Raw genomic sequence first — 24,859 nt, forward strand, 5'->3', positions numbered from 1 at the left:
AAAGACTAAATTGTAAAACTGTAAATTTATTAAATCCACAGTTTGTCATTCTGACTTAGAATCTCAACTTTATTTTTGCAAATTCTTTGCTACATTGAATGACAGTAATCTTTAAATCAAAACAATAAAAAATGAAAAATATTTTTATAGCGATGTTGCTTGCTGGCTTTTGCTCATTAAGCGCTCAAAGCTTCAAAGCATATCAATTTTATGATAAAAAAGGGAAGGAAATTAAAACTGAAAAATTAGTCAAAGAACTGGCTGATTATGATGTCGTTTTTTTTGGTGAAAATCATAACAGTTCAATCAATCACTGGCTCCAATTGAAAATTACGGAAGCTTTGTATCAGCAGAAAAACGGTCAGCTTATTTTAGGAGCCGAGATGTTCGAAAGAGATAACCAATCTCAATTAAATCAATATTTAAGCGGAAAATTTGATGCAAAAACATTGAAAGATTCAGCTCGCCTATGGAATAATTTTGCAACGGACTACAAACCATTAGTAGATTTTGCTAAGGCTAAAAAATTGAATTTTATCGCAACAAATATTCCAAGAAAATATGCTTCTCAAACTGCAAAAGAAGGGTTGGAATCTTTAAATAACCTGTCTGAAAAAGAGAAAACCTACATTGCTCAATTGCCTATCAAAGTTACTTTAGATACTCCCGGTTATTCTGAAATGAAAAAAATGATGGGCGACCACGCAGAAGGAACTAAAGTAATGAATTTTATTTCTGCTCAGGCAACGAAAGATGCTACAATGGCAGAATCTATTTTGAAGAATATTCAGGCCGGAAAAACATTTATTCATTACAACGGAAATTATCACAGTAAAGAATTTGGTGGAATTTATTGGTATATCAAACAGAAGAATCCAAACTTGAAAATGGCTGTAATTTCGGTTTTTGAATCTGAAAACCCTGAATTGAAAGTCCCTGAAAAAGATTACATTCCAACGGATTTTAATCTGATTATTCCTGATGATATGACGAAGACTTTTTAAAATTTAAGTTTTCCGCAAATTGTGCTGATGGCTTAAATTTTATTATGGGTTATCTGTAAATCAGTGGATTTGTCATTTTGAATGAAACGAAATGGATTGAAGAATCTCAATATATACAGATTCTCCATTTCACAATGCTACGTTCTGAATGACAATTTTTATCTTTGCAAAACATCCATCAAAAAATGAAAAAACTACCTTTTCTTCTGATACTTTTCATGGGTTTAATAAATGCTCAAAAATTGACGTCAACAGAACTTTCTATCATTAATCAGGGTGATAACAATTCTGCTTTACCAATTTATCAGACGACCGATGATAATCAGCATACAACTTTACTAAATCTTTCGAGTGAAATCGATCCGCTGGATAAAAATACAGCAATTTTGGTGAAAAGAATGAGAGAATCCCTAACATCGACCGACGGAGGAGTAGGAATTGCAGCACCCCAGGTAGGAATCAACAGGAAAGTAATTTGGGTTCAACGTTTTGATAAACAAGGTGAGCCGTTAGAGTATTTCATTAATCCTGTGATTGTCTGGAGATCAGAGTTGCAAAATCTTGGTCCGGAAGGTGATTTATCGATTCCTGATTTCAGAGATCAGTTTTATAGAAGCAAAGTAATTCAATTAGAATATGTTGATCTGAAAGGTCAAAAATATTCAGAAATTGTGGAAGGATTTACAGCTGTCATTTTCCAACACGAAATCGACCATCTTTTTGGAATTTTAATTTCAGATAAGAAGGAAAAAGAGAAAAATGATTCTTATAAAAAAGTGGATGCTTTTAAGAAAAGTGATTCTGTGACGAGATAACTTTAAGGCAGAATTTTCTTATTGCTTATTGATCTCTTCAATCATTCTAATAATTTCCAGAAAATTATCTTCTTTTTTGAAAGCTTTAATTTTTTCTGTAATTTGAGGATAATCCTTAAATAATGGATAAAGGTTTTCTTTTGCATTTTCATATTTCTTTTCCTTCATTCTGATTAAATATGGATATGCATAAAGCTTTTTGTCAGGATCTTGTGAGTCTTGAAATACAAAATTAAAATAGTTTTCTATACTTCTGCTTATGGCATTATATCCTGTTATCGGAACAAGATAAACATTAATTTTCCCTTCCGAAATCACCTGTGCAAAGGTATCCTTAATTGTTGATGGTCTTCCGATTAATGCATAGTTATCTGAATAAACCGTAAAATTATTTAGCGGGACAAATTTCATGTTATCAGAAGAAAAGCTTACAAGATCAGCCGGAGTATATTTTACAGTTTTTTCCTGTTCATTTTTTTTAAATTTCACATCACCATTCTGACTTGGAAACCATTTTAACTGACCTTCAACTACAGACCCATCTTTAAGAATGATAGTTCCGGTTTTAAAGTCTTTTGCAAAGGAATATTCTTGCCCGTATGAAAAAATTATTGTTAAAGCTAAGATTACAGTAAGGATTTGCTTCATGATGTTATTAATATTTAAAATGTTTTGATAATCAAAAGTAAATAAATTAATTTAATATGTTCTAAGCTGTACGCAAGAAACACTTTTAATTTTAATCTTCTTACCTACTTTTTTTAATAACCCAGTTTCTGAATTTATTTTAAATACAACGACATCTCCACTTCCCGCATTAGTTGTAATTAAAAATTTTCCGGATGGATCAAGACCAAAAACCCTCGGATGTTTTCCTTTGGTTGATTGATAACCAATTGTTTTTAATATTCCATTATTTTGAATAGAGAATATGGCGATATTATCCTCATTGCCACGATTGGACGCATATAAAAACTTTCCGTCGGGTGAAATATGAATGTCAGAACTTTCATACTCATTTTTATATTTTTCAGGATGTGTGCTGATTCTTTGAAGATTATTCAGTTTTCCGTTTTCGTAAGAATAAACGCTCACTGCTCCACCCATTTCTTCAATACAATAGGCAAATTTTTCGTTTGGATGAAAGGTAAAGTGTCTCGGTCCGCTTCCTAACGCTGTTTTAGTAAAAGGAACTTCCGCGGGCTTTAAAGGTTCATTATTTTCACTATTGAATTGATAAGACCGGATTTTGTCTGCACCTAAATCAGGAAAAAAGATATAATCATAACCGGGAGAAAAAACCGCAGAGTGAATATGTGCACGTTCCTGCCGGCCAGGATTTATGCTTCCTTCTGAGAATTGAAAGTTTTGAACAAAAGGCTCAATTTTTCCATTTTCTGAAATAGGATAAACAGAAACACTGCCTTCTGTATAATTCCCATTAACCAGCCATTTACCATTTTTATGGACTGTCAAATAAACAGGATTTTCGCCACCGCTTTTTTGCTTATTGATGAATGTTAATGTCTTATTTTCCCTGTTGAATTCAAAACTACTCACGCTTCCTCCATTTTTTGTTTTACTTTCTGTGCAGGCAAAAACATATTTTCCATCCGAAGATAAAGTAAGAAACGAGGGATTTAAAATACCTTTGAAAGTCGTGATTCTAGAAAGCTTTCCGCTAATGGTGTTTAGCTCATAGACATAAATTCCTTCCAGATTTTTATCCCGATTAAACGAACCGAAGAAAGCATAGGTATTTTGTGAATAGACATGCAGAAAACTACAGATTGTGACGATTAAAGCTACGAACTTTTTCAAAATCAAGAGTTGAAATATTGAGGGGTTAAAAAGAATATGGATGAAATTTTTATTTAATTATTTCAAATTTCGGGATTTTATTTCTTTTTCAAGTTCTTTACTCTCATTCTGATTTTTTATAACGAAATAAACAAAAAGTAAAGGCAAAAATGTGACAAATCCGAAACCATTTTTTATGATGCTATAAATTACAACTCCTATCAATACACCAATAATTAAGGCATTTATTATGTTGGTGGATTTTAGTTGTTTCTTTTTTTCTAATAATTGCAGATCGCTTAGTTCAGAAAATTTATTTTCGCTCATTATTCTAATGTTTAATTTAGGGTTATTTCTTTTGCCGGTTTTGCTAAATTAGTTTATAAAATTAACTTTTGTATTTAAAAACTAAAAAATCTGCTTCGGAAAAGCAGATTTAATATATAAAAAAAAATAAGTCTAGTTATTTGTTACAGACAATTTCACCTCAATATTATTTCTCGTTGCATTAGAGTAAGGGCAAATTTCGTGAGCTTTTTCAGTTAAGGATTTAGCTTCTTCTATCGAAACTTCAGGAATATTGACATCTAATTCAACACCCAATCCAAAACCTCCGTTTTCAAGTTGACCAATGCTTACTTGAGCCGTAACAGTTGTTTCGCCGGTTTTTACTTTTGACAAACTGATAACTCTGTTCAGGGCACTGTCAAAACAAGCTGAATATCCCGCAGCGAAAAGCATTTCAGGATTTGCAAAGTCATCATTTGCCCCACCTAAAGCTTTTGGCATTCTTACTTCTAAATCAAGAATCCCGTTTTCACTTTTTACCTGTCCGTTTCTGCCTCCTTTTGCAGTTACTTTTGTTGTATATAGTGTTTTCATTATTTTTCTATTTTGTTTAATATTTTTTGAATTGTATTTTTAAGTTCAATGAGATCCCCAGGTTGTATATCAATTTTTTGCTGAATTTTACCGGGAATTTCACAGGCCTTTTGCTGTAGTTGTTTTCCGTTTTCTGTTAAAAATATTTCTACCACCCTTTCGTCTTCTTTTTTTCTCTTTCTTATGATAAATCCTTTTGTTTCAAGCCTTTTCAGAAGGGGAGTCAAAGTACCGCTGTCCAGAAATATTTTCTCCCCAATAATGTTCACTGCAAGACCATCATTTTCCCAAAGTACCATCATAACTAGATATTGTGGATAAGTAATATCAAGCTTATCAAGAAAAGGGCGATAAAGGCCGGTGATTTCTTTTGCAATTACATATAAAGGGAAGCAAATTTGATTTTCTAATTTCAGCTGTTTTAAATTTTCCATAAGAATTGAGCATTAAATTAGGGGAAGTATTATTTTTTTATAATAAATTCTTCCATAGGAACACGAACTTTTTTCATGGAAGAAAGCCAGTCTTTTTCTGCATCTCTGTATCCAAGATATAAAAGGCTTACACTTTTTAAGCCTAATTCTTTCAGATTAAGAATTTCATCAACTACTGCATTGCTGAAACCTTCTGCAGGAGTACTGTCAATTTTTGATTCTGCAGCTTGAGCCATCGCTAAACCGAGCGCAATATAAGTTTGTCTTGCTGTATGGGCAAAATGCTCCTCAGGAGTTTGGGCTCCGTATATTTCTTTAAGTTTATCCGTATAACTTTCAAAGCGTCCTCTTGGCAGGTCTCTTACCTCTGTGTGGTAATCGTATACTTTATCAATTTTCTCATCGGAATAGCTGTCCCAAGCCGCAAAAACCAAAACATGGGAAGAGTCTCTCATCACTTCCGGATTCAGAGCGCCTTGAACCATTTTTTCTTTCAGCTCCTGATTTTCTACAACGATAATTTTGAAAGGCTGTAATCCTGATGAAGTAGGAGCCAATCTTGCTGCTTCTAAAATTTTATATAAATCTTCCTGTGAAACTTTTTTTGTCGGGTCATATGCTTTTACCGCATGTCTCCAGTTTAAGTCTTCTATTAATGACATTTTTATTTTATTTTAAAAATTAATTACTTAAATAACATTACAAATATACGGCCAATTATATTGTGTACAATTTAATTTTGTAAAATATTATTTTTGATGAAATCTATAATATTGTTATTTAGAATTTGGTTAGGTATTTGTAGCAACTTATTAGATAAAATAAAAACTCCATCAGGTTATGATGGAGTCAGCTCTTATGTATTAATGCTTACTTTAAAGTTAATTCCGCATCAAAAACATCTGCAAAATGTTTTCTGATTTTAGCTTTAATATCTTCCATTTCTTCTGGGGTCAATTCTCTTTCCAGCTCTCTTTTTAGAGAAGTTACCTGTTTGTCTTTAATACCACAGGGGATAATGTATTCAAAATAACGCATATCAGTATTCACATTCAGTGCAAAACCATGTAAAGTCACCCAACGGGAAGCTTTTACACCCATCGCGCAGATTTTTCTTGCATAAGGTTTTCCTACATCCAGCCAAACTCCGGTTTCACCTTCAGAACGCTCACCTTTCAGCCCGTATTCAGCAATTGTTCTGATAATAACTTCTTCAAGATTACGCATATATTTATGAATATCAGTGAAGAAATTTTCAAGATCTAAAATAGGGTAGCCAACAATTTGTCCGTACCCATGATAGGTAATATCACCACCACGATTCACTTTCACGAAAGTAGCATCGATTTCCTTTAATTTGTCAATTCCCGCCAGCATATTTTCTTCATGTCCGCTTTTCCCAAGCGTGTATACGTGAGGATGTTCAACTAAAAGAAAATGATTGGAAGTTGTAATATGTTCTTCTTCAGGTAAATCCCTGTTTTTTATTTTGGTATCAATAATATCTTTCATCAGTTTTTCCTGATAATCCCAAGAAGGTTGATATTCTTTTATGCCTAAATCTTCAAACTTTACTACTTTATTTTGATTTGTATTCATATCATTCTTTGATATACAAATTTAGTAATTTTTACGCTCTTATAGAATGTATAAAATCTATAGCTTTTTTCTTCCAATCTCTATTTTGTAGTAAAATATTCATAAAGGCAGTTCCGATGATTCCGCCCTCTGCTTTTTCGGTGACGTTTTCAAAATCTTTTTTTGATTTGATTCCAAAACCAATCATCACTGGATTTTTCAATGAAAGAGAAGCCAGTCTTAAAAGGTAATCTTCGTTTTTCAAAACTGCATTTTCATTTCCTGTTGTAGATGAGGAACTTACGGCATATAAAAAACCTGAACTTAAAGAATCCAAATATAAAATCCTTTTATCAGAAGTTTCCGGGGTTACCAGAAACGTAAAATTCAAATTGTATTTTTCTAAAATTTTCTGATAATTTTTTTCGAATTCAATCGGAGGAAGATCAGGAATAATTAATCCCGACACACCACTTTCAGAACATTCTTTGCAGAATCTTTCGAATCCGAAACTCAAAACAGGATTAATATATCCCATTAAAATAACCGGAATATTGAGTTCGTTTTTAATTGATTTTAATTGAGAAAATAATTTTTCGATTGTCATTCCGTTTTTTAAAGCCAGCTCGTGAGCCTGAGAAATAACAGGTCCGTCTGCAACAGGATCAGAGTATGGCATCCCGATTTCCATCATATCTGCTCCGGAATTCTGTATCAGTTTTATAATATCAGCGGTATCTTCCAGATGAGGGATTCCTGCTGTAAAATATATATTTAACTTTTTCATTTTATGTAGATGTTAGATTTAAAGATTAGGCTTTTTTTACCGTTAAATACTATTTTCTAATGTCTAACTTCTCCAAATACGTTCCCATATCCTTATCCCCACGCCCACTCAGACAAATAACAACAATATCATTTTGATTAAATTTTTTTTTATCCAGAACTGCCAATGCATGAGCACTTTCCAAAGCGGGTATAATGCCTTCTAATTTTGTTAATTCAAAAGCGGATTGTAAAGCTTCATCATCATTAATACTGAAAAACTCCGCACGTTTTTCCTTAAATAAATTGGCATGAAAAGGCCCGATTCCGGGATAATCCAAACCTGCGGAAATAGAATGCGGCTCAATAACCTGTCCGTCCTCTGTCTGCATGACTAAGCTTTTACTTCCATGTAAAACACCGAGGGTTCCTAAAAAAGTTGTTGCTGCCGATTTTCCGGAGTCAATACCCAAACCCCCTGCTTCAGCTGCAATAATTTTTACATTTTCTTCATCTACAAAATGGTAAAAAGTTCCTGCAGCATTACTTCCGCCGCCAACACAGGCAATCACATAATCCGGATTTGGTTTTCCGATTTGTTCGACAAGTTGTTCTTTTATTTCTTTTGAAATAATACTTTGAAATCTCGCCACCAAATCAGGAAACGGATGCGGCCCAACTACACTTCCAATCACATAATGAGTCGTGACAGGATGGTTAATCCAATCTTTTAATGCTTCATTTACAGCGTCTTTCAACGTTTTTGAGCCTGAAGTTGCTGCAACGACTTCAGCACCCAACATTTTCATTCTTGCAACATTCGGGGCCTGTCTTTGAATATCAATTTCACCCATGTAAACGATACATTCTAAACCCAGTAAAGCGCAGGCTGTGGCGGTTGCAACACCATGTTGGCCGGCTCCGGTTTCTGCAATAATTCTACTTTTCCCAAGACGTTTTGCCAATAAAACCTGTCCCAAAGCATTATTGATTTTATGAGCTCCGGTGTGATTCAGATCTTCTCTTTTTAAATAGATTTGAGTATTATATTTTTCACTTAAGTTTTTAGAAAAATATAAAGGAGTTGCCCGTCCAACATAATTTTTAAGCAAATCCTGATATTCTTGCTGAAAATTTTCAGATTCAATGATTTCAAGATAGTTTTTTTGTAACTCCTTCACATTTGGATAAAGCATTTCAGGAATGAATGCACCTCCAAATTCTCCATAATATCCATGGGCATCGGGATTTTTATAATTCATATTATATTTCTTTAAATAAGAGTTTTATTTTGTTTGTTTTAATTCGATAATTCATCTGTGCAATGATTTATAAATGATAAGCTGTGCTGAAATTGTTGCTGGGTAATCTGTTTATGCTGAAAAAGGAAATTTACTTTAGCAGTTAAATCAGCTAAAATATTTAAGTCTAGCCCGGAATTATACATATTAACAGCAATTTCCAGGTTATCAATCAGAAAATAGGAATCAAATTTTTCATACAGGCAGAAAATCTTACAATAAACAAATCCAAAATCATATTTTACGCTTGATTTTACATTGTTATCAAGCAGCTTATCGGCAATTATCACTAAATGATAACTATTCCACCATTTAATGGTACGAAAGAAATATCGTACATCATGTTGGTTAAAATCTTTAATGATATTAATAAATTCATCTAATAAATCGGTATTTTTCCAATATTCGATATCACTGTCATTTTGAGAAATAAAATTATATAATTCCTCAACTTTTTGGTTTTTAAACTTTATAGGAAAAAAAGCTTTATGAACAGATTTCTTTATCGATTGGAGATTCATTCGCTTAATTTTTAAAAGTTTAAGTTTTTTCGAATAATATTTTTTCACTGTTTTGTTTTTTTTGATTTAAAAAGTATTTTTTATATCATCTTAAAATTTTTTATTCTATCTAAATCTTTTATTCCTGCTTCGATTTCAAATTTTGAATTAATATCTATTGCAAAAGGCTTTTGCTTTAAAATAGTAATATCATTCAGATTTTCCTCAGAAATTCCGCCACTCAAAAAATAGGGAAGGGGTATTCTTAGTTCATTTAAAATATTCCAGTCGAATTGTTTTCCTGTTCCTCCAAAAGCCTTTGAATCTGTGTCAAATAAAATATACGAAATGTCATTCTGAATGGAACGAGGTGAAGAGAAGAACCTATCAATAGATTTCCCTTTCATGGAAAGGGCAGACTCAGAGTCAATTCTGATCACCTTAATAATTCCAATTGTCGGGTTCAGTTTTTTTCTTAATTCCGAAATAAAATTTTCATCTTCATCACCATGCAACTGAATAAAATTCAAGTTGGCTTTTTCTGCTATTTCAACAATTTTATTTACATTGTCATTGACAAAAACTCCAACTTTTCCTTGATGATTAATCGTTAAAATATCCTCTAAACTCAAATGTCTTAAAACATACCTGGGCGATTTTTCATAGAAAATAAAACCAAGGAAATCTGTATTCATAGAAATTAATTCATGAATTTGGTGTAATTGTGTTAGTCCGCAGACTTTAAGTTTTGTTTGATAATTCATTTATACTAAATTTGAAATAAATTCTTCAAACGCTTTTGCGGGATTTTCATTTTTCATAAAATATTCACCCATCAAGAATCCGTCAAATCCTTTTTCTTTTAAATAATTAAAATCTTCAATTTTATAAATACCACTTTCAGCAATTGATAAAACATCTTTCGGAAGTTGATTTTTTAACCGAACTGAATGTTGTAAATCAACTTTAAAATCTTTTAAATTCCTGTTATTAATCCCAACAAAATCAATATCAGAGTTAAAATGTTTAAGTTCTTCTTCTGTATGAATTTCCAATAAAACTTCCAATCCTAATTCATGGGAAAGTGCCGTGAATTCCTGAACCTGAATGGGCGAAAGACAGGCTGCAATCAACAAAATCATATCAGCTCCAATACTTTTGGCTTCATAAAACTGATATTCATCAATCATGAAATCTTTCCGTAAAATTGGAATATTTATATGATTTCTTACGTTCAAAACATCCTCAAAACATCCTCCAAAGAAATCCTTATCGGTAAGAATTGAAACGCCGCTTGCTCCCAATTTTTCATAGGAGGAAACTACTTCTGAAGGCAGAACTTTACCATTAATAATGCCTTTTGAAGGTGATTGTCTTTTAAATTCAGCAATAATTCCGCTTTTACTCTTTATGCTTTGTTTTAAAGAAAAGTTTTCTCTTTCGAAAAACTCGGAATCTTTTAATTCCTGAATAGAAGCCTTAGATTTTGAGACTGAGATCTCTTCTTTTTTTCTTTGTATTATTTTATCTAAAATATTCATATCGTGTCATTAACTTATCATTCCAAAAGCAGCTCAAGTGCTCTCAAAGCTTTTCCTCCAAATAAGCTTTCCTGAGCCAATAAAAGGCAATCGTCATAATTTCCAAATTTGTTGGTATGATAAAGGGCTACTGCGGCATTTGCCAAAACCACTGCATTTTGTTGTTCTGTACCTTTTCCGTCAAGAATATTCCTGAAAATTTTTGCCGTTTCCTGGGTGGTTTCACCCGCTTTTATACTTTCCGGGCTGATAGAGCCAAAACCCAAATCTTCCGTTGAATAAATTTCTTCTCCGTTTTTAGTAATGATTTTACTGTCATGAGTAAGGCTGATTTCGTCATAACCATCCATTCCATGAATTAAAATGAAATCATTTTTATCTTTTTGAAGCAAATATTGATAAATTCTTGCAATCTCTAAATTGTAAACCCCAATCATTGAATATTTGGGTTTTGCAGGATTTACCAAAGGTCCTAATAAATTAAAAAACGTTCTTAATCCCAAAGATTTACGCAAAGCTCCAACCGATTGCAGTGCAGGATGAAAATAGGGTGCATGTAGAAAGCAAATATTAGCTTTTTCCAAATCTTCATTTAATTTTTCTGAATCATTTTTAAATTCATATCCGAGCTCTTCCAAAACGTTGGATGCTCCTGTAATAGTCGATGCTCCGTAATTTCCATGTTTTGTCACTTTTTGACCCGCTCCTGCAACTATAAAACTTGCTAATGTAGAAATATTGATTGTGTTTTTGCCGTCACCGCCAGTTCCCACAATATCAATAGCATCACTTGTATCAAGATGTACCGGAACTGCCATTTGTAATAACGCTTCACGAAAACCTTCCAACTCTTTTAATGTAATATTTCTCATCAAAAATACGCTGATAAAAGCGGTAACTTCCGTTGAATTGAATTTATTTTGAGCAATCTCAATCATAATAGCTTTTGCCTCAGATTTTGACAAAGTATGATGGTTGAAGAGGTATTCTAGGATTTCTTTCATTTGTGGAGGTTTTATAGTTGAGGGAATTTCTGTTGTTTTCAATTTAGTAGAAAGTTTTTAATGATAATTTCTCCATCAGGAGTTAAAATGCTCTCAGGATGAAACTGAACGCCGTGTACATCATATTTTTTGTGCTGTAAAGCCATAATCATTCCGTCTTTGTCAACGGCTGTGATTTCCAGCTCTTCAGGAAAACCTTCGGGATTGACAGCCCAGCTGTGATATCTTCCGACTTCTAAACCACTTGAAAGATTTCTAAAAAGCTTAGTATCATTTTTTACCAGGTCAGCCGAAGTTGCCACACCATGAAAAATTTCTGAAAGGTTAATCAGATTTCCTCCGAAAGCTTCTGCAATTGCCTGCTGGCCCAGACAAACTCCCAAAATACTTTTTGTAGGTGCATATTCTTTAATCAAGTCTAATAAAATGCCCGCTTCTTCAGGAATTCCGGGACCGGGAGACAGAATTATTTTATCATATTTATTGATTTCTTCCAGTGAAATTTGGTCGTTTCTTACAACATCAACCTTTTCATTCAGAATTCTTTCAATTATCTGGACGAGGTTATAAGTAAAGCTGTCGTAATTGTCAAAAACGAGTACTTTAGTTGATGATTTTATATTGTTGTTCATTTTTTTTTGATTATAAGGGTTTAATATTATTCAGCAGTTAGTAATTATCCATTAGTTTATCCGCTTTTTCAACTGCTTTCTTCAATGCATTAAGCTTGTTATTAACTTCCTGTAACTCGCTTTCAGGATTTGATTTAGCAACTAAACCAGCTCCTGCCTGATAATATAATGTATTGTTTTTACTTAAAAATGTTCTAATCATGATGGCCTGATTACAGCTTCCGTTCAGACCTATAATGCCGATGCAACCACCATAATATCCGCGCGAATCCTTTTCATATTTATTGATTAATTGTAAAGCCTTATGTTTTGGAGCACCACTTAAAGTTCCTTGGGGAAAGGTTTTAGCAACCATTTCGAAAGGGTTTGTTTTTTCTGGTAAATCTGCCGTAACTTCACTTACCATATGTATTACGTGTGAAAAAAGTTGAATTTCCTTTAATTTTGTCACCGTTACATTCTTTCCTGATTTTCCCAAATCATTTCTTGCCAAATCTACTAGCATTGTATGTTCTGCATTTTCCTTGGCGTCATTTTTCAGTTCTTCAATTGACTGTAAATCAGTTTCGAAATGCCCTGTTCTCTTGAAAGTCCCTGCAATAGGATGTATAATGGCTTTATTGTCTTTGATAATTAACTGGCTTTCAGGGCTTGATCCAAATAATTTATAATTTCCATAGTCAAAAAAGAATAGGTAAGGGGATGGATTAATATTTCTTAAAGCACGGTAAACATTGAACTCATCGCCCTGAAATTTTTGCTGAAATCTTCTGCTTAAAACCAATTGGAAAACATCACCTCTCATACAATGTTTCTGGGCTGTATTTACCAACTCAATATATTCTTCATCAGTGATATTTGATGTCTCTTTACCATTTTTTCGGAAAGGGTAAATGACGGAGTTTTGGTTCTTAATTAAACTTTCTAATAAATAAAGCTCAGATTTTACCCCTTCAAGCTGATTTTCAATAATATGCATTTCATCGTTGTAATGGTTGATGGCAATCACATATTGATACAATCTGTAACGCAAAATCGGAATTTCAACTTCCGGACTTTGAGCTTTAAATGTTATATTTTCAAAAAACTGAACAGCCTCAAAACTTGTGTATCCGAAAAGGCTTTGAGCTGTTTCTTCTACGGGATCATTTGTCTTTTCACATTCAAAAATGTTGGAAAAATCTTCAAAAACATCAGCAATATTATGTTCTATAATAAACTGTTTAATAGGTTCTTCTCCCGGAAGTTTTATTTCAAATGCATTTAAATTTTTAATTTCAATCCCGGCGACTGCGTTTACGGCAATAAATGAAAAATTATTATCAATATTTTTAGAATCAGAACTTTCCAAAAGAATAGTATCTCTGAATTTATCACGAATCTGTAAGTAAATATTCATCGGGGTTTGAAGATCCCCCAATGTTTTTTTAGAAACAGTTTTTATTTTTATTTTTTTATTAAACATTTGTTGTTTATTTTGTATGAATTTAATAAATAAAAAAAGACTTCAACGAGAATCGTCAAAGTCTTATATATTTTTCTAATTATTCCTGCTGTGGATTAACAACACGACAATAGCTTCAGACCCGACGAAGAGTTTGAATGCCACCACCAAATATTGTTAGTCATTGTAAACATAGGACAAATGTAGAACATTTTTTTACAAAAGCAAAAGAATATTAAAAATTTTTAAAGACTGTTTATTGTTTAAGTATGACCAATTCTTTTTTTAATTCTTTGATTTTCAGTTTGTAATCAGGCTGGTCATTATAGCTTTTTACATAATTTTCTAAAGCAGAAATGTATTCTTCTATGAATTCTTTATTGGTTTTATCGGCTTCATATTTTATTCTTGCTTTATTTATCGGAACTTGTTTTTCATATTTCAATAACATTTTCCCTGCTTCAGACTGATTGTAGAGAATTACAATATTTTTCTCATATCCCGGAATATATTTTACTGGGAAAGACTGCTCAGCCTGAGGTATTCTGATAGCATTCTCTATAGGGTAAATTGCGGCAGTAGTGGTTGAAAATGTGGTATTTACATATTTTCCGTCCTCTTTTTTTACAATAGCTTCATAATCATGAATATATTGATCGTTTAATGTAGAATTCGTTTCAACATCAGAAGTGATTATCGCTGTACTTTCGGTTCCGTATTTATTTAAAAACCATGCATTTAAGAATTGTCCGCCAATCCCGTTTAAAATTGCTAGAGGAAGAATAGGAGCCAGAAGCCAGGCCTTTTTGGTTAAAGCTGAAATCAATCCAAAGAATAAAATAAGAATGATTACTGTATAAAAACCATGATGGCTGGTGAAAAATAGAATCTTAGAAATGAAAACCATAGTTTAAATTTAAAGTGTAATTTAAATATAATCATAATAAATAAAAAAAATCTTTAAATATGATTAAAAATGGGTGAGTAGAAGTCGTGTGAAGATTTATTTTTTATATTTTTGCTTCAAATTAGAAAACAATGAAAAAAGTATTAGCAATTGCATTTATCGGAGGTTTATTAGTAGTAAACTGTTCTAAAAAAACGGATCATTCTTTACAAGACAGTAACACAATGCTTGAAGAGCCAGAAGTAACTACAGTTGTAGATTCTTCTGCAAAACCTGCTGCTGTGCCGGCTGCTACTCCTGTAACACCCGCTCCTGAAACTGTTAAAACAGATTCTACAGCAGTAAAATAATGAAAAAATTATTTTTGGCAGGATGTGTAGGTTTACTTATTTTATCCTGTTCTAAAAAAGAAAATACATCAGTTGGGTCGACTTCTTCTGAAGCTTCTGCACCTGCACCAGGTAATCTTACAGGAAAGCAAATTATAGAAGCTCAAGACTGTTCAGGATGTCACAATGCAACTGAAAGAATGATAGGACCTTCTTATAAAGAAATAGCGGATAAATATTCTGAAAAAGATATTGAATTGCTGGCTTCGAAAATTATAGAAGGAGGAAGCGGAAACTGGGGAAGTGTGCCCATGCAAGCTCACCCACAAGTATCTAAAGAAGATGCCAAGAAAATGGTGGAATATATTTTAAGTCAGAAAAAATAAATATGGCTACTGAAAAACTCAGTCTGCACACAAGAAATCTGCATCGTAATCCTTATGATTTTGAGCAACTTATTTCTTGTGTGCCGGAACTGAAACAGTATGTTTTTATTAATGCTTATCAAACAGTCACTATTAATTTTAGCCTTCCCAAAGCTGTTAAATTACTCAACAAAGCTTTGCTGCAACATTTTTATCATGTTAAAAATTGGGATATTCCTGATGCTAACCTTTGTCCTCCAATTCCCGGAAGAGCAGATTATGTACATTATATTGCGGACTTGTTAGCAGAACAGCAAAGCGAAATTCCGGTAGGAAAGTTCGTAGAAGGTTTAGATATCGGAACCGGTGCAAATCTTGTTTATCCTTTAATAGCTCATAAATCTTATGGATGGAAAATGTTGGGGACGGATGTCAACGAAGATTCTCTGAAAAATGCTCAACAGATTTTACACCATAATCCTGAGCTTTCATCTGTTATCCAATTAAAAAAACAGCCTGATTCTCATCACATATTCAAAAACATAGTTGATGTAAAAGATCGATTTATGTTTTCTATGTGCAACCCTCCGTTTCATGATTCTGAAGAATCTGCAATAAAGGGTAATCTCAGAAAAACTAAAAATATCAATAAATCAAAGATTCAAAAACCTTTACTTAATTTTGGAGGACAGCAATCTGAATTATGGTGTGAAGGTGGAGAATTGGCTTTTATCTCAAAAATGATCGAAGAAAGTATCTTATATTCTTCACAAGTGCTTTGGTTTACATGCCTGGTTTCCAAAAAGGATAATTTATATCAATTGGCTTTACTTTTAAAGAAAATCAAAGCAGTCGACTTTAAAACGATTGAAATGGCTCAGGGACAAAAAATCAGCAGAATACTAGCCTGGACATTTATTTCTGAGCAAGATCGGAGAGATTGGTTCTTGTAATTTAATTTTCACAATAATCTAAACAGATTTTATATCATATTATTAAGGAATATTTTACACTAAAAATTTGTAAATATTCACTAAATTTGTACGCTTTTAGAAAAATAAGAAATGCAATTATCAGAACAAGAAATCATTAGAAGAGAAAAGCTGAATAAGCTTGTTGAAATGGGGATCAACGCGTTCCCTGCGGATGAATACACAATCACAGATACTACAGAATCTATAAAACAGGATTTTTCTGAAAATAAACAGGTGAAGATCGCCGGTAGATTGATGTCCCGCAGAATTCAAGGAAAGGCTTCTTTTGCTGAATTGCAGGATTCTACAGGCAGGATTCAGGTTTATTTTAATAGAGACAAAATCTGTACAGGAGAAGATAAAACTTTATATAATGAAGTTTACAAACATCTTTTAGATATTGGTGATATCATCGGGATTGAAGGAGAGCTCTTTACGACTCAGGTTGGTGAAATGACAGTTTTAGTGAAAAATTTTACGCTTCTAACTAAGACATTAAGACCGCTTCCTCAGGCAAAAACTGATGAAAATGGGGTGGTACATGATGGGTTCAACGATCCGGAACTAAGATACAGGCAACGTTATGTAGATTTATTGGTAAATCCTCATGTAAAAGAAGTTTTTGTGAAAAGAACAAAATTGTTCAATGCTATGAGAACTTTCTTCAATGATGCAGGTTATTTTGAGGTTGAAACCCCGGTTTTACAGTCAATTCCTGGTGGCGCGGCTGCTAGACCTTTTATCACACATCACAATGCTTTAGATATTCCTTTATATTTAAGAATCGCAAACGAATTATATCTTAAAAGATTGATCGTTGGTGGTTTTGATGGCGTTTATGAATTCTCAAAAAACTTCAGAAATGAAGGGATGGACAGAACACACAATCCTGAATTTACCGTTATGGAAATTTATGTAGCTTACAAGGACTACAACTGGATGATGGATTTCACTGAAAAATTATTGGAATTCTGCGCGATTCAGGTAAACGGAACATCAAATGCAAGATTTGGTGAGCATGAAATCAGCTTTAAAGCTCCTTTTGCAAGGGTTTCTATGACGGAAGCTATTTTAAGATATACAGGTTTCGACATTACTGGAAAAACGGAGCAGGAAATATTCGACTTTGCAAAATCTATCGGAATTGAGGTAAACGAAACGATGGGGAAAGGAAAATTGATCGATGAAATTTTTGGTGAAAAGTGTGAAGGAAACTTTATTCAGCCGACCTTCATTACAGATTACCCTGTTGAGATGTCTCCTCTTACGAAAAAACACAGAAGCAAAGAAGGTCTTACAGAGCGTTTTGAATTAATGGTTTGCGGTAAAGAAATTGCGAATGCATATTCTGAACTTAATGATCCGATTGACCAAAGAGAACGTTTTGAAGATCAATTGAGACTATCTGAAAAAGGGGATGATGAGGCTGGGCAATTTATAGATGAAGATTTCTTGAGAGCGTTGGAATACGGTATGCCGCCAACTTCAGGAATGGGAATCGGAATGGACAGGCTGATTATGTTCTTAACAAATAATCCGTCAATTCAGGAAGTTTTATTCTTCCCTCAAATGAAGCCTGAGAAAACAGTTCCTCAAGTAGAATTGAGTGAAGATGAAAAAGTGATTTTGGAAATTTTGAAATCAGGAGAGCAGATTTCCTTGGCTGAAGTGAAAGAGCAATCTAAACTTTCAGGAAAAAAATGGGACAAAGCTTCTAAAACTTTAACGAAGAATAATCTGGTGAAAGTTGAGAAAATTGACGAAAATGTTTTGATGAAGTTAGTTTAAAATTTTACCAAACAATAAATTATAAAATCCTGAAAATTTTCAGGATTTTTGTTTTCTATAACAATAAAAATATAATTTTACGTTGTAAGGGAAAACCCAAACCGATGAAAAGCATCATACTTTTTCTTCTACTATTATTTTCTGTAAAGACGGAAGCGCAAATGCTTACATCTGTTTATTTTATGTATAACAGTTTTGAGCTTAATGAAAAATCTAAAAAGAAACTGGATAGTTTGGCTCAATTAAAAACCAATTTAAAATTCAGAATTTTTGGAAACTGTGATATTTCAGGAAGTTCTGATTATAATAAAACATTGTCGGAGAACAGAGCTAATGCAGTTGAATTATATTTAAAGAAAAAGATAGGGAACAATATTAAAGTAATAAGCACAGTTGGGCTTGGAAAAGAAAAGCAGATAAATGACAACAGCACAGAAGAATTGCGTGGAAAAAACAGAAGGGTGGATATTTTTATTAATCAAGAATTTAATGCTGAAGAAAAGATTTTCAGAAAAGAACAGCCCAGTTTTTTTAGTTTGGATATTTCTCAAATGAAAGAAGGTGATATTTTTTCTTTACCGAATATCAACTTTATTGGTGGCCGCCATGTCTGGCTTTCTTCTGCAAATGAAAATATGAAACAGCTTTTCAAAATATTAAAAGAAAATCCTACGTTAGAAATTGAGCTGCAAGGTCATATTTGCTGTGATTATGAAAATTTTGATGGTGAGGATCTGGATTTGGGTACGTTTAATCTTTCATGGACAAGAGCAACTGCGATAAAAGAATTTCTTCAACAATTAGGAATTGGACCTAATCGTATAAAAGTAACAGGTCAAGGACATCTTAATCCTGTAGCTTATCCCGAACGTACGGAAGCTGACCGGGTTAGGAATAGAAGAGTTGAGCTGGTTGTAATTAAAAAATAAGTGGAAAAGTTTCGGCGCCAGCAAAGCTGGCGCCGAAACTTTTCCATTACAATTACTATTTTCTCTGCTTGCTAAACGAAAACATTAAGTAAAACAAAAAAGGCAATATAAACAAGGAACCAAGCATTAAAGCCCACCCCAACGCTGAGATGGTTTTCGGTGCAGCTACATGTTCCAGTAATGAGAGATGTTGCCCGTTTGCAAATAAAATAATATTAGGGTTGTGTTGATACGTTGCAGCAACCAAAATCATGATTACCTGGAATCCTGCCAATGCTCTTACAGGAAGTAATTTTTGGGTATTCATTGCTCTTAAAATTAAACCTAAGGCGACAGTTGCAAACACTGTAGCCATAATTCCTAAGGGTTTTGAGAAAACCCACATTAATAAGGGAATATCTGAAACATAAGCAGTGTAAAATACTAAAATTCCTGTAATCACAACGAAAATCATGGTTTGCTTTGATTTTTTAATCATTAAACCAAGCTCTAAACGGTCAGTTGTTTCCCTTAACGAAAATATAGATGCCAAATAGGCACAGATTGAAACCGTAAATAATCCCACAGCAACACCAAACCAATTCAGCCAGCTGAAAATATATAAATCTAAAAAGTTGGATGCATGAGGATTTATAGAGTGAGAAACTGTTGCGGCAGCGATTAGCCCTAAGAAAAATGGTGTAAGCAAGCTCGAAAAGTAAAATATCTGAGTATAAACCTGTTGCCAGTCGTCTTTTACTGCATCATAATGTCTGAAAGTAAATGCTGTTCCTCTTGCAATAATTCCGACAAGCATTAAAACTAAGGGAATATGAAGATAAGTCGAAAGAGTAGTGTAAATTTCAGGAAATCCTACAAAAAGGATTACTATTGCAATAATCAGCCACATATGATTGGCTTCCCAAACTGGTGCGATAGATTCATACATGATTTCTTGTGTTTTGTGACGGGCTCTTTTTTTGGTGAAGAGCTCAACAATTCCCGCTCCAAAATCAGCTCCTCCCAAAATCACATACAAACAAATTGATAACCAAAGAAATCCTATAACTACGTAAATCATGATTTTTTGTTTTTAGCATTAAACTGAACATCAGTAGGATCATAAAGTTTCGGAACCATTTGTATTTGTCTTCTCAATAAAAAGATGATAATCAATGATAATGAAACAAAAATCGCAGTGAAAAAGTAAAAAGAATACTGTATCCCCGGCATTGGTGTCACGGCATCGACCGTTCTCATGATTCCATAAATAATCCACGGTTGTCGGCCGACTTCTGTAACCGTCCAACCTGCTTCCAAAGCAATATATCCGAAAGGTGAGGCTATTAAAAATGTTTTTAGCAGCCAGTTTTTACTGAGCCATTCTTTCTTAAAAAATGTGGCATATAAATAAACGACTCCTATACAAATCATAACAACCCCGAAAAAAATCATAATCTGAAAAGCATAATGGACAACCGAGATAGGCGGCCATTGATCTCTTGGGAAATCTTTCAGGCCTTTTACTTCAGCATTAAAATCATTAGCAACTAAAAAGCTTAAAACCTTTGGAATTTTTACAGCATATTTTATTTCACCTTTTTTTTCATCAGGAATTCCCCCGATTACAAAAGAAGCACCTTTTTCAGTTTCGAAATGAGCTTCCATTGCTGCTAATTTGATAGGTTGTCTTTCTGCAACGGATTTTGCGGCAATGTCACCGCTTAAAGGCGCTCCGAATGCTCCGATTAATGCAAATCCTGCAGCTATTTTGAATGCTTTGGTGTGAAACTCTACATTCTTTTTTTGCATGATTAAATAAGCATGAACTCCTGCAACGGCAAATCCTGTCGCACAAAATGCTGCAACTGTCATATGTAAAGCCTGCGGAAACCAAGCGTCGTTAAACATTGCTTTTATGGGATCAATATGTATGTATTGTCCGTTTACATAATCAAAACCGGCAGGAGAGTTCATCCAGGCGTTTGCGGCAACCACTAAAATCCCTGAAGCTAAACCACTTAGCCCAACCAGAAATCCACAAAACCAATGAAACCATTTGTTAAATTTATCCCACCCATAAAGAAAAAATCCGATAGCAATCGCTTCAATAAAAAATGCTGTACCTTCCAGAGAAAAAGGCATTCCAAAAATTGGGCCCGCGTGTTTCATAAAAGCAGGCCACAGAAGTCCGAGTTCGAAAGAAAGCATTGTTCCGGATACGGCACCTGTAGCGAAAAGTATAGCTACACCTTTGCTCCATGCTTTTGTAAGACCTTTATAAACTTCATTATTTGTTTTTAAGTATTTCCAGTGCGCGAAGGCCATTAAAAAAGGCATCACCATACCCACACAGGAGAATATAATATGAAACCCAAGCGACATTGCCATTTGTGCGCGGGCTGCTAGAAAATCATCCATAACATCAACTTTTGAGTAAATAAATTTAAGCATAAATTATTGATGTTCGGTATGATTTACAACAGTATTGATTTCAACAATAGGTTTTAACTTTGATATTTTTTAAAATAATGATTTCTTTTCAGTGGAGAAAAATCCCTTCTTTTTTGATATATTTTAACTTTCATAAGTCGAAAAAAAACACGATATTTGTAGGTCTTTGCATTTAGCAAAAATTTAATATTTGATATGAGTCAAAAACAATATACAGCTAGTAGTATTCAGGCATTGGAAGGAATGGAACACGTGCGTATGCGTCCTTCAATGTACATTGGTGATGTAGGAGTAAGAGGTCTTCACCATTTGGTTTATGAAGTAGTAGATAATTCTATTGACGAGGCTTTGGCAGGATACTGCGATACGATCTTCGTTGCTATTAAAGAAGGAAACGGAATTGAAGTAAGCGATAATGGTAGAGGTATTCCTGTTGACTTTCACGAAAAAGAACAAAAATCCGCTCTTGAGGTTGTAATGACCAAAATCGGAGCCGGAGGTAAATTTGATAAAGATTCTTATAAAGTTTCCGGAGGTCTTCACGGAGTTGGGGTGTCGTGTGTGAATGCACTTTCCAACGAAATGGTAACTACCGTTTACAGAGACGGAAACGTATATCAGCAGATATATTCCAAAGGAAAAGCCCAGACTGAAGTTGAAGAGATAGGCCACAGCGACAAAAGAGGAACAAAGCAGTTTTTCCAGCCTGATGATACTATTTTTACAGAATTAGTTTACAATTACGACACTTTAGCAAGTCGTTTAAGAGAACTTTCTTACCTTAATAAAGGTATTACTATTACACTTACAGATGAAAGAGAAAAACTGGAAGATGGTTCTTTCAAAACAGAAATCTTTCATTCTGACGGAGGTTTAAGGGAATTCGTTGAATTTATCGATGGAAACCGTGAAGGGATTATGGAACAAGTAATTTTCATGGAAGGTGAAAGAGACGAAATTCCTGTAGAAGTGGCGATGCGTTATAATACTTCATTCAACGAAAATCTACATTCTTACGTTAATAATATCAATACTCACGAAGGAGGTACTCACTTGGCGGGATTCAGACGTGCTTTGACGAGAACCTTGAAAAAATATGCTGATGAACTGGGTATTCCACAAAAAGAAAAAGTGGAAATTACCGGAGATGATTTCCGTGAAGGATTAACGGCTGTAATTTCTGTAAAAGTAATGGAACCTCAGTTTGAGGGACAAACTAAAACAAAATTAGGGAATTCTGAAGTTTCCGGTGCTGTTGATAAAATTGTAGGGGAAATGCTTACCAACTTCTTGGAAGAAAATCCTAATGAAGCAAAATTGATTGTTCAAAAAGTAGTTTTAGCTGCAAAAGCCAGACAGGCCGCTAAGAAAGCTCGTGAAATGGTTCAGAGAAAATCCCCGATGGGAGGTTCTGGGCTTCCGGGAAAACTATCTGACTGCTCATCGAAAAACCCTTCAGAATCTGAACTGTTCTTAGTAGAGGGAGACTCGGCTGGTGGAACGGCAAAACAAGGTAGAGACAGACATTTTCAGGCTATTCTTCCGTTGAGAGGTAAAATTTTGAATGTTGAAAAATCAATGCTTCATAAAGTATATGATAACGAAGAAATTAAAAATATTTATACGGCTCTTGGCGTTTCAGTAGGTACAGAAGAAGACAGTAAAGCGTTGAATATGGCTAAGTTAAGATATCATAAAATTGTAATCATGACCGATGCCGATATTGATGGTTCTCACATTTCTACGTTGATTCTTACGTTCTTCTTCAGGTTTATGAAAGAACTTATTGAGAATGGATATATTTATATTGCTCAGCCGCCTTTATATTTATTGAAAAGAGGAAATAAAAAAGTATATGCTTACAACGAAAAAGAGCGTGAAGAGTTTACTTTAGAAATGTCTCCGGACGGAAAGGGTGTTGAAATTCAACGTTATAAAGGTCTTGGAGAGATGAATCCTGAACAACTTTGGGAAACGACTCTAAATCCTGAACATAGAATCTTGAAGCAGGTAACAATTGACAATGCTGTGGAAGCAGACAGTGTTTTCTCAATGTTAATGGGAGATGAGGTTCCGCCAAGAAGAGACTTTATCGAAAAGAATGCAAAATATGCTAAAATTGATGCATAATTAAATTTATAAGATATAAAATTAAAAGACTTCAGGAATGAAGTCTTTTTTTGTCTTATGGTATAATGAAAATAATAATTTAAGCAGATATTTCAAATCTTAAATCCACCTATCATTCACTTTCCTGATTGTTTTTCATATCTGTTTAAATAAAACTTGACAAAGGGGTATTCAATGTCGTATATTTGCACCTCGAAAATTACACCTTGTAATTTCAATAAATTTTTAAACCGTAATTTAAAAAATGAAGACATCCGATTTTAATTTCGACCTTCCTGCAGAATTACTAGCAGAACATCCTTCTGAGCACAGAGATGAAGCTAGATTGATGGTATTAGACCGTAAAACTGAAACAATTGAGCACAAGCTGTTTAAAGATGTGGTAGATTATTTTGAGGAAGATGATTTATTTATTTTCAACAATACTAAAGTTTTCCCTGCTCGTCTTTATGGAAATAAAGAAAAAACAGGGGCTAAAATTGAAGTTTTCCTTTTAAGAGAGCTTGATAAAGAAACTCGTGTTTGGGATGTATTGGTAGATCCGGCAAGAAAAATCAGAATTGGAAACAAATTGTTCTTCACGGAAGATGAATCTTTGGTCGCTGAGGTTATCGATAATACAACTTCCAGAGGCAGAACTTTAAGATTCTTATTTGATGGTTCTTATGAAGAGTTTAGAACTAAATTGAAAGAATTGGGGGAAACTCCGCTTCCAAAATATATCAAAAGATCTGTAGAACCTGAAGATGCTGAAAGATATCAGACTATTTATGCAAAAGTAGAAGGAGCTGTTGCTGCACCTACCGCAGGTCTTCATTTTTCAAAACATTTGATGAAGAGATTGGAGATTAAAGGAATCAATTTTGCTGAAGTTACACTTCATGTAGGATTGGGGACTTTCAATCCAATTGAAGTTGAAGACCTTTCTAAGCACAAAATGGAGTCTGAAGAAATCATCATCGATGAAAAAAATGCTGAAATCATCAACAAAGCAGTACAGGAAAACAGAAGAGTTTGTGCTGTGGGAACTACAACGATGAGAGCAATTGAAACTTCAGTTTCTTCAAACAGAAAAATATCTGCATTCAATGGCTGGACGAATAAATTTATCTATCCACCTCACGATTTTGGAGTTGCAAATACAATGATTACGAACTTTCACACGCCAAAATCTACATTATTAATGATGATTGCAGCGTTTGCAGGAAGAGATTTCGTAATGCATGCTTACGAAGAAGCCGTAAAAGAGAAGTACAAATTTTACTCTTACGGTGATGCTATGTTAATTCTTTAATAAAGATATA

The 24,859-nt window shown here is 33.7% G+C and carries 27 protein-coding genes; 9 read left to right on the forward strand and 18 right to left on the reverse strand.

What is annotated here, in order from left to right; genetic code table 11:
* Positions 1 to 131: 131 nt before the first annotated feature.
* Both ACM39_RS13230 and ACM39_RS13235 read left to right on the forward strand, forming a co-directional pair.
* A complete protein-coding gene (locus ACM39_RS13230; protein ID WP_048511525.1) occupies positions 132 to 1,004 on the forward strand; it encodes a ChaN family lipoprotein in 873 nt (290 codons plus the stop codon).
* A 185-nt stretch (positions 1,005 to 1,189) separates the two neighbouring features.
* A complete protein-coding gene (locus ACM39_RS13235; protein WP_048511526.1) occupies positions 1,190 to 1,819 on the forward strand; it encodes a peptide deformylase in 630 nt (209 codons plus the stop codon).
* Positions 1,820 to 1,837: 18 nt separating this feature from the next.
* Here the strand turns inward: ACM39_RS13235 and ACM39_RS13240 are convergent, their stop codons facing one another.
* The 16 genes from ACM39_RS13240 to ACM39_RS13315 all read right to left on the reverse strand — a co-directional run bounded on the left by ACM39_RS13240 (position 1,838) and on the right by ACM39_RS13315 (position 14,607).
* On the reverse strand, positions 1,838 to 2,467 hold the full coding sequence (locus tag ACM39_RS13240; RefSeq protein WP_048511527.1) for a hypothetical protein: 630 nt from the start codon (positions 2,465 to 2,467) through the stop codon (positions 1,838 to 1,840).
* A gap of 51 nt (positions 2,468 to 2,518) precedes the next feature.
* On the reverse strand, positions 2,519 to 3,646 hold the full coding sequence (locus tag ACM39_RS13245; RefSeq protein WP_117590748.1) for a lactonase family protein: 1,128 nt from the start codon (positions 3,644 to 3,646) through the stop codon (positions 2,519 to 2,521).
* A gap of 51 nt (positions 3,647 to 3,697) precedes the next feature.
* A complete protein-coding gene (locus ACM39_RS13250; RefSeq protein WP_048511528.1) occupies positions 3,698 to 3,946 on the reverse strand; it encodes a hypothetical protein in 249 nt (82 codons plus the stop codon).
* Between the two features lie 132 nt (positions 3,947 to 4,078).
* Entirely contained in the window at positions 4,079 to 4,501 is a 423-nt protein-coding gene (locus tag ACM39_RS13255; protein ID WP_048511529.1) for an organic hydroperoxide resistance protein, read from the reverse strand.
* Complete coding sequence (locus ACM39_RS13260; protein WP_048511530.1) at positions 4,501 to 4,935, reverse strand: MarR family winged helix-turn-helix transcriptional regulator; 435 nt, start codon at positions 4,933 to 4,935, stop codon at positions 4,501 to 4,503. Before ACM39_RS13260 ends, ACM39_RS13255 begins: the two co-directional genes overlap by 1 nt.
* A gap of 29 nt (positions 4,936 to 4,964) precedes the next feature.
* Entirely contained in the window at positions 4,965 to 5,597 is a 633-nt protein-coding gene (locus tag ACM39_RS13265) for an NAD(P)H-dependent oxidoreductase (protein ID WP_048511531.1), read from the reverse strand.
* Positions 5,598 to 5,805: 208 nt separating this feature from the next.
* Positions 5,806 to 6,534, reverse strand: a complete 729-nt coding sequence (gene lipB / locus ACM39_RS13270) for a lipoyl(octanoyl) transferase LipB (RefSeq protein ID WP_048511532.1) — start codon at positions 6,532 to 6,534, stop codon at positions 5,806 to 5,808.
* A 31-nt stretch (positions 6,535 to 6,565) separates the two neighbouring features.
* Positions 6,566 to 7,300 carry a tryptophan synthase subunit alpha gene (gene trpA / locus ACM39_RS13275; RefSeq protein ID WP_048511533.1) on the reverse strand — a complete coding sequence of 245 codons (735 nt, stop codon included), beginning with the start codon at positions 7,298 to 7,300 and terminating at the stop codon, positions 6,566 to 6,568.
* A gap of 49 nt (positions 7,301 to 7,349) precedes the next feature.
* Entirely contained in the window at positions 7,350 to 8,540 is a 1,191-nt protein-coding gene (gene trpB, locus ACM39_RS13280; RefSeq protein ID WP_048511534.1) for a tryptophan synthase subunit beta, read from the reverse strand.
* 38 nt (positions 8,541 to 8,578) lie between these two features.
* On the reverse strand, positions 8,579 to 9,100 hold the full coding sequence (locus ACM39_RS13285) for a hypothetical protein (RefSeq protein ID WP_131701458.1): 522 nt from the start codon (positions 9,098 to 9,100) through the stop codon (positions 8,579 to 8,581).
* 80 nt (positions 9,101 to 9,180) lie between these two features.
* Complete coding sequence (locus ACM39_RS19370) at positions 9,181 to 9,843, reverse strand: phosphoribosylanthranilate isomerase (protein WP_048511536.1); 663 nt, start codon at positions 9,841 to 9,843, stop codon at positions 9,181 to 9,183.
* A complete protein-coding gene (gene trpC / locus ACM39_RS19375) occupies positions 9,844 to 10,620 on the reverse strand; it encodes an indole-3-glycerol phosphate synthase TrpC (protein ID WP_048511537.1) in 777 nt (258 codons plus the stop codon). It abuts the gene before it with no gap.
* A gap of 17 nt (positions 10,621 to 10,637) precedes the next feature.
* The gene (trpD, locus tag ACM39_RS13300) at positions 10,638 to 11,624 is read right to left on the reverse strand and encodes an anthranilate phosphoribosyltransferase (protein WP_048511644.1); all 987 of its coding nucleotides are present in this window, start codon (positions 11,622 to 11,624) and stop codon (positions 10,638 to 10,640) included.
* 38 nt (positions 11,625 to 11,662) lie between these two features.
* Complete coding sequence (locus tag ACM39_RS13305) at positions 11,663 to 12,256, reverse strand: anthranilate synthase component II (RefSeq protein WP_048511538.1); 594 nt, start codon at positions 12,254 to 12,256, stop codon at positions 11,663 to 11,665.
* 37 nt (positions 12,257 to 12,293) lie between these two features.
* Positions 12,294 to 13,721: an anthranilate synthase component I family protein gene (locus ACM39_RS13310; protein ID WP_048511539.1), complete on the reverse strand. Its 1,428-nt coding sequence runs from the start codon at positions 13,719 to 13,721 to the stop codon at positions 12,294 to 12,296.
* A gap of 235 nt (positions 13,722 to 13,956) precedes the next feature.
* Positions 13,957 to 14,607, reverse strand: coding sequence for a hypothetical protein (locus ACM39_RS13315; RefSeq protein WP_048511540.1), 651 nt, complete (start codon positions 14,605 to 14,607; stop codon positions 13,957 to 13,959).
* A 131-nt stretch (positions 14,608 to 14,738) separates the two neighbouring features.
* Between ACM39_RS13315 and ACM39_RS13320 the strand changes: the two genes are divergently transcribed.
* The 5 genes from ACM39_RS13320 (at position 14,739) to ACM39_RS13340 (ending at position 18,992) form a co-directional block, all read left to right on the forward strand.
* Positions 14,739 to 14,957, forward strand: coding sequence for a hypothetical protein (locus ACM39_RS13320; protein WP_048511541.1), 219 nt, complete (start codon positions 14,739 to 14,741; stop codon positions 14,955 to 14,957).
* Positions 14,957 to 15,322 carry a c-type cytochrome gene (locus tag ACM39_RS13325; RefSeq protein WP_048511542.1) on the forward strand — a complete coding sequence of 122 codons (366 nt, stop codon included), beginning with the start codon at positions 14,957 to 14,959 and terminating at the stop codon, positions 15,320 to 15,322. The genes ACM39_RS13320 and ACM39_RS13325 overlap by 1 nt, the downstream gene beginning before the upstream one ends.
* 2 nt (positions 15,323 to 15,324) lie before the next feature.
* Positions 15,325 to 16,254, forward strand: a complete 930-nt coding sequence (gene rlmF, locus ACM39_RS13330) for a 23S rRNA (adenine(1618)-N(6))-methyltransferase RlmF (RefSeq protein WP_048511543.1) — start codon at positions 15,325 to 15,327, stop codon at positions 16,252 to 16,254.
* Positions 16,255 to 16,365: 111 nt separating this feature from the next.
* The gene (gene lysS / locus ACM39_RS13335) at positions 16,366 to 18,063 is read left to right on the forward strand and encodes a lysine--tRNA ligase (protein ID WP_048511544.1); all 1,698 of its coding nucleotides are present in this window, start codon (positions 16,366 to 16,368) and stop codon (positions 18,061 to 18,063) included.
* Between the two features lie 104 nt (positions 18,064 to 18,167).
* Positions 18,168 to 18,992, forward strand: a complete 825-nt coding sequence (locus ACM39_RS13340; RefSeq protein ID WP_082140599.1) for an OmpA family protein — start codon at positions 18,168 to 18,170, stop codon at positions 18,990 to 18,992.
* Between the two features lie 55 nt (positions 18,993 to 19,047).
* On the opposite strand, the gene ACM39_RS13345 is transcribed toward ACM39_RS13340, so the two are convergent.
* Both ACM39_RS13345 and ACM39_RS13350 read right to left on the reverse strand, forming a co-directional pair.
* Positions 19,048 to 20,052, reverse strand: coding sequence for a cytochrome d ubiquinol oxidase subunit II (locus ACM39_RS13345; RefSeq protein WP_048511546.1), 1,005 nt, complete (start codon positions 20,050 to 20,052; stop codon positions 19,048 to 19,050).
* Entirely contained in the window at positions 20,049 to 21,392 is a 1,344-nt protein-coding gene (locus ACM39_RS13350) for a cytochrome ubiquinol oxidase subunit I (RefSeq protein WP_048511547.1), read from the reverse strand. Before ACM39_RS13350 ends, ACM39_RS13345 begins: the two co-directional genes overlap by 4 nt.
* Before the next feature lie 228 nt (positions 21,393 to 21,620).
* Between ACM39_RS13350 and gyrB the strand changes: the two genes are divergently transcribed.
* Together gyrB and queA are read left to right on the forward strand one after the other, a co-directional pair.
* Entirely contained in the window at positions 21,621 to 23,555 is a 1,935-nt protein-coding gene (gene gyrB, locus ACM39_RS13355) for a DNA topoisomerase (ATP-hydrolyzing) subunit B (protein WP_048511548.1), read from the forward strand.
* A 244-nt stretch (positions 23,556 to 23,799) separates the two neighbouring features.
* Positions 23,800 to 24,849 carry a tRNA preQ1(34) S-adenosylmethionine ribosyltransferase-isomerase QueA gene (gene queA, locus ACM39_RS13360; RefSeq protein ID WP_048511549.1) on the forward strand — a complete coding sequence of 350 codons (1,050 nt, stop codon included), beginning with the start codon at positions 23,800 to 23,802 and terminating at the stop codon, positions 24,847 to 24,849.
* The last annotated feature ends 10 nt before the right edge of the window (positions 24,850 to 24,859 follow it).

The sequence above is a fragment of the Chryseobacterium sp. FH2 genome (genome assembly GCF_001045455.1).
GTDB lineage: Bacteria > Bacteroidota > Bacteroidia > Flavobacteriales > Weeksellaceae > Chryseobacterium.